The sequence below is a fragment of the Moorena sp. SIO4G3 genome (assembly GCF_010692305.1).
Lineage (GTDB): Bacteria > Cyanobacteriota > Cyanobacteriia > Cyanobacteriales > Coleofasciculaceae > Moorena > Moorena producens_A.
The window spans coordinates 1-4,846 of the sequence record NZ_JAAHIG010000535.1 but is presented as its reverse complement, the minus strand read 5'-3'; the positions used below and the strand labels follow the sequence as shown (position 1 = coordinate 4,846).

The 4,846-nt window shown below is 44.4% G+C and carries 7 protein-coding genes and 1 tRNA gene; 3 read left to right on the top strand and 5 right to left on the bottom strand.

Features of this window, described 5'->3' with window-relative positions; genetic code table 11:
* A partial coding sequence (locus F6J99_RS42120; RefSeq protein ID WP_293122654.1) for a molybdenum cofactor synthesis domain-containing protein occupies positions 1-329 on the bottom strand: 329 nt, incomplete at its 3' end.
* 92 nt (positions 330-421) lie between these two features.
* Here F6J99_RS42120 and F6J99_RS42115 point away from each other — a divergent pair.
* Entirely contained in the window at positions 422-700 is a 279-nt protein-coding gene (locus F6J99_RS42115) for a 2TM domain-containing protein (protein ID WP_070390954.1), read from the top strand.
* A gap of 204 nt (positions 701-904) precedes the next feature.
* Positions 905-1,219 carry a DUF3181 family protein gene (locus F6J99_RS42110; RefSeq protein ID WP_070390955.1) on the top strand — a complete coding sequence of 105 codons (315 nt, stop codon included), beginning with the start codon at positions 905-907 and terminating at the stop codon, positions 1,217-1,219.
* A 136-nt stretch (positions 1,220-1,355) separates the two neighbouring features.
* Here the strand turns inward: F6J99_RS42110 and fba are convergent, their stop codons facing one another.
* The 4 genes from fba to F6J99_RS42090 all read right to left on the bottom strand — a co-directional run bounded on the left by fba (position 1,356) and on the right by F6J99_RS42090 (position 4,109).
* The gene (fba, locus tag F6J99_RS42105) at positions 1,356-2,435 is read right to left on the bottom strand and encodes a class II fructose-bisphosphate aldolase (RefSeq protein WP_070390956.1); all 1,080 of its coding nucleotides are present in this window, start codon (positions 2,433-2,435) and stop codon (positions 1,356-1,358) included.
* Between the two features lie 47 nt (positions 2,436-2,482).
* Positions 2,483-2,635: a hypothetical protein gene (locus F6J99_RS42100; RefSeq protein WP_293122650.1), complete on the bottom strand. Its 153-nt coding sequence runs from the start codon at positions 2,633-2,635 to the stop codon at positions 2,483-2,485.
* Positions 2,636-3,101: 466 nt separating this feature from the next.
* Positions 3,102-3,173: transfer RNA gene (locus F6J99_RS42095), tRNA-Lys, on the bottom strand.
* Positions 3,174-3,239: 66 nt separating this feature from the next.
* A complete protein-coding gene (locus tag F6J99_RS42090) occupies positions 3,240-4,109 on the bottom strand; it encodes an aldose epimerase (protein WP_293122647.1) in 870 nt (289 codons plus the stop codon).
* 123 nt (positions 4,110-4,232) lie between these two features.
* Here F6J99_RS42090 and F6J99_RS42085 point away from each other — a divergent pair, with 123 nt between their 5' ends.
* A complete protein-coding gene (locus F6J99_RS42085) occupies positions 4,233-4,415 on the top strand; it encodes a hypothetical protein (RefSeq protein ID WP_293122645.1) in 183 nt (60 codons plus the stop codon).
* The last annotated feature ends 431 nt before the right edge of the window (positions 4,416-4,846 follow it).

Genomic DNA, 4,846 nt, shown 5'->3' with positions numbered 1-4,846 from the left:
TAGGAAATCATGCGGAAAATTTCACCAAAGCCCTGGATTTCCTTATCCAGCAGGGGTTGAATCGCTTCTGGTGTACCATCTCGACCTGTAACACCAGTTCCTCCTGTAGTCAACACTACCTGTACGGATTCGTCAGCAATCCATCGGGAAACCACCTCACGGATTTTGTAGATGTTGTCTGGAACAATAACCTTTTCCGCTAAGTGATGCCCCGCCTCGGTTAAACTCTCAACCAGCAGCTTACCGGACTTATCCGTGGCTTCGGTACGGGAATCGGACACCGTCATGACTGCAATATTTAAAGGAACAAACTGTTTGGTTCGGATCATGTTCAATCCAACATTAGGTTCTAAAATTAAATTAACTGACTAGGGTTGGTATCAGACCAAGCCGTTACACAACAAAAAACTGACAAATATCTATGCCTCCTCGTTGGCCTCGTAAACCTGATCGACGTGATCCAGCCTACCGTCGTCTAGATGACCGCATGAACTTTGCTGTACATGTGGCAATTTTTGCTGCTTGTAATTCCGGAGTGTGGTTTTTCAGAACTATACAGTATGCTCAATGGACTTGGGCATACTGGTTTACTGGTCTGTGGGGATTGATTTTAGTAGGACATGGGGTTTATATATTTGCGATCGCAAACTATACCCCCCTGCCTACTCAAGAACCTCCAACCGAATCCCCTCAAGGATGAAATCACCCAAGATAATTGTAGTAATTGATTTTCGGTTAACTGTTGACGGTTAACTGTTGACGGTTAACTGTTGACGGTTAACACAAAGCCAGCAAATTAACTTAAGTTAAACTTAAAACCTTGGCCAAAGGCCACGCTACGCGAACAACTTTAATTATTCCTTAGATATCCCAACATGCAATTAATTAGAAACAGCTAATTACCATGGCTAATCCAAGTTCTACAGAAGCAATTGAAACTCTCGCGGCTGAAATTGGCGACAAAGTATACATTGATGTAGCCAAGTGGCATCTTTACCTCAGGGATGCCCATCTACATACCACTTTGGCTGAACAATTTTATCCCCTACTAATCGGTAACACTAATACAATCACAGAAGACCAGATGATGCCAATCCTGCAAAGCATTTCTGTGAAGCTAGGTGGTGGTAAACGGCAAGTTCCCCTAGCAGATTTGCTACCCATGCAGTGTCAGATGGATCTAATCGATATTCTGGAAGAGTATCAAAGACAGCTTTAAGTATCTGAAAATAGGCAATTTTCAAATAACTAATCACTAATAACAAAAAATTGGGTAACTTTAACAGCTACCCAAATAATTCTGCTTGTTCTTGGTTCACCAAAACAGCAATGATTTTCCTGTTAAGCGTTAAAAACTAGGCAGTTACAGCTTTTTTCGCCACAGCACTTAACTCACCGTTGGCATACTTAGTTGCAAAAACATCGATAGTCGCTTGCTTGATCTTGCTAGCATTACCAGCAGTACCAAAGGCTTCGTAACGCTTCAAGCAAACCTGCTTCATATATTTGATAGAAGGCTTGAGGAAGTGACGGGGGTCAAAGTTAGAAGGATCTTTGGCAGCAGCTTCTCGGATAGCAGCAGTGATAGCCAAGCGGTTGTCGGTGTCAATGTTAACCTTACGAACACCGCTCTTAATACCCTTTTGAATTTCTTCAAGGGGTACACCATAGGTTTCAGGAATAGAACCACCGTACTGGTTGATCATGTCAAGCCACTCTTGAGGCACAGAGGAAGAACCGTGCATCACCAAGTGAGTGTTAGGCAAACGCTTATGAATTTCTTCAATGCGACTAATGGCAAGAATTTCTCCAGTCGGCTTGCGGGTGAACTTGTAAGCACCGTGGCTAGTACCAATAGCTACAGCTAGAGCATCAACTTGGGTGCGCTCAACAAATTCAACTGCTTCGTCGGGGTCGGTCAATAGTTGGTCGCGACTCAGAGTTCCTTCAAATCCGTGACCATCTTCTTTGTCACCTTTACCGGTTTCCAGTGAACCTAGGCAACCCAGTTCCCCTTCAACACTAACACCGATAGCATGGGCAACTTTTACTACTTCGGCAGTAACACTGACGTTGTAATCGAAGCTGGCTGGAGTCTTAGCATCAGCTTCCAAGGAGCCATCCATCATCACACTGGTGAAGCCGTTACGAATTGCCGAATAGCAGGTGGCTGGGCTATTGCCATGGTCTTGGTGCATGGCAATGGGAATATGAGGGTAGGATTCCACCGCTGCTGTGACCAGATGGCGGAGGAAGTTCTCACCTGCATATTTGCGGGCACCACGAGAAGCTTGTAAGATTACCGGACTATCCGCTTCTTCAGCAGCCTGCATGATAGACAGGATTTGTTCCATGTTGTTAACGTTGTATGCTGGAATCCCGTAGCCGTTCTCAGCTGCGTGATCCAACAGTAGCCGCATGGGTACAAGTGCCATATTATATTCCTCCTAACTTTGTTTGTTAGCTATTCCGGCGAGAAGCCTCACGTCTGACACTCCCTAGTGACTCGTGAACAGAATCGCCAGTCCAGACATGTCAATCTAGTTGCTTCTAGACAGCGATGCAGCGAGGTAGCGCGGTCTTGGGGGGGACCCCCATGAGCGACTACCAGTGCGGTCTTGGGGGGAACCCCCATGAGCGACTGCATCAAGACAGGTTAATTCTTTAGATAATCTTAAGATATTTTGCAGCTTTTATTCAAATTTCTTGATTAGATCATCTAGACAAAGCTGAGTCTATAAAACTGGACAAAACTTACCAAATCTATAAAATAATCCCCAAGTACCCCTGGGGAAAATCTGGATAAACAGTAAAGTATAGGTAGTTTTGCTAAGAGTTTTGAGAAGAGTTCGTTACCTTTCTGATTGGATCAATAAATTAAGGTTCGTTGGCGCGAGCGGGTTCTGACCAGCCCAGGAAGTATCCCTCTTAAACAACAGAGGTGGTCAAGTGTGCCTGTTGTACCTAGTACCTCATAGTTACCTAGTACCTCATAGTTACCTAGTACTTATTTAATACTTACCTAGTACCTAATACCATTAGCCTCATATCTAGACTTTGTATCAATAGATAAATAAGGCTAACTAACAGTTAGCTAAAAATGGGTCGCCCGGGACTCGAACCCGGAACTAATCGGTTAAAAGCCGAGTACTCTACCATTGAGTTAGCGACCCGGTAAGCTTTTCTCAAACATACCTTTACTAAGAATATCACATTGAGAAGGAAATGTCTAGGGAAATTTAGAAAAATTTCGCCGTTAGCCTCACCGATGTCTCACTACTCTCTCCGGGAGCTAAGTGAGTTAAATTTTCCCCAGTGTTAAGAGCGTTACGGGGAGCACTCCAAGGTTCAAGGCAATAAAAGTCCTTGCCTTGAACTGTCCAAAATACCAAGGTCGAGAAAACATCAGTGTAGGTCAATGCGATCGCTAATCCCCGTTCGGGATCAGTAACACTGGCAGTCTTATCACTGAGTTGCCCAAACGCTACATCAATTTCATCACAGCTAAAATCAAAACTGCCAGTGAAAGGATGTACTGCTTGAGTTTGCTTCTCCTGATACTCCGATGCAGGAATATCAAACTCCAGTTTAGTTTTGTCAGACGTCAAGAAGTAGGGATGGAAACCTGTGGAAAAGGGCATCGGTTCAGCGGAATGATTAGTATAGCGCTGGTCAATGTCTAGGGTGTTGCCCTTTAATCGATAGGTAAAGGTAACTTCGAAGTCAAAGGGATAGACAGAGCGAGTTTGGTCATTACTCTTGAGGGTGAGAGTCAACACTGCCATGTCATTCGTTGCACTATCAGTCACCTGCCAAGGCAAATTACGGACAAAGCCGTGTTGTTTGAGAGTATAGTCTTTGCCAAGGTATGTATAAGTATCATTAACTAAGTTTCCACAGATGGGGAAGAGGATGGGAATGCCACCCCGTACACTCAGATTGGGATCTTTAAAGCGTTCCGCATCAAGATAAAAAATCTCCTGACCTTGGATATTCCACCGAGTGACAATGCCACCCCGTTCAGGAACCACTTCTAATCGAGACTGGGCATTGTGGTCAGTGAGAATGTAAGTTTCGTATTGGTCTTGAGTGCGTACGATCTCAAACACTGGCTTTTCTCCCTTACGATTTAAAATCAGCTTTATCAGTCTATTGAGTGTCTTAGCACTTTTGCTTACAGCAAGAGCCTATTTTTGAGTTACTCTGACTGCGACCGATGGCAGGTTAGCAGGTTGGCAGTTTTTTTTCCCAAATTCATGCTTAGTGCCAAGCACGTACAGGGATTAGTATGTCACAATGATGGGTATGTGGAACCTGTAGACACCTACCAAAATGCTTGCTCCTTGAACCAGAAGGCTTTAGCCACGCCGACGTTTATCAGCAGTAGGGTTTCTCCTGCTGTATCCTATAAATAGCCAAGTCGGTGACCAAAAATTTTGGGTCTCAAGCCCCGTCCTTCGTTCGACGGCTTTTAAGTAGAGTATGTTAGAATAAACATGTAGAAAGCGCACAGGTAGGATTCGTCGGTACTGCCAATTTAAAAACAACGAGCGTTTTGCGATACTAGTACACGAGGAGCGAAAAACCTCTTCGGTGCGCTTTCCGTTCTCCGTAGGAGACGCTACGCGAACGGCGAATTAAATTCGCCACGGGTCGCACCGCCAAAACGCATGGATCTTAACGGATACCGAAAACCAGTAAAATAGCAAATTGAAATACAAACGTACCGTGGGGTTAGAAGTTACCGTAAGAAGAGTGGAGCCTTAATCAAAAAGTTTTAACCCTTTTACCCATAGCCGACTAACCATAAAGGCTCCACTCTTCTAAGGTTTCGTCTCCGGCACAC

Excerpts from the sequence above, each read along its gene's own strand:
- F6J99_RS42115 (WP_070390954.1), top strand. The coding sequence starts at position 422 with ATGCCTCCTCGTTGGCCTCGTAAACCTGATCGACGTGATCCAGCCTAC.
- F6J99_RS42110 (WP_070390955.1), top strand. The coding sequence starts at position 905 with ATGGCTAATCCAAGTTCTACAGAAGCAATTGAAACTCTCGCGGCTGAA.
- fba (WP_070390956.1), bottom strand. The coding sequence starts at position 2,435 with ATGGCACTTGTACCCATGCGGCTACTGTTGGATCACGCAGCTGAGAAC.
- F6J99_RS42100 (WP_293122650.1), bottom strand. The coding sequence starts at position 2,635 with ATGGGGGTTCCCCCCAAGACCGCACTGGTAGTCGCTCATGGGGGTCCC.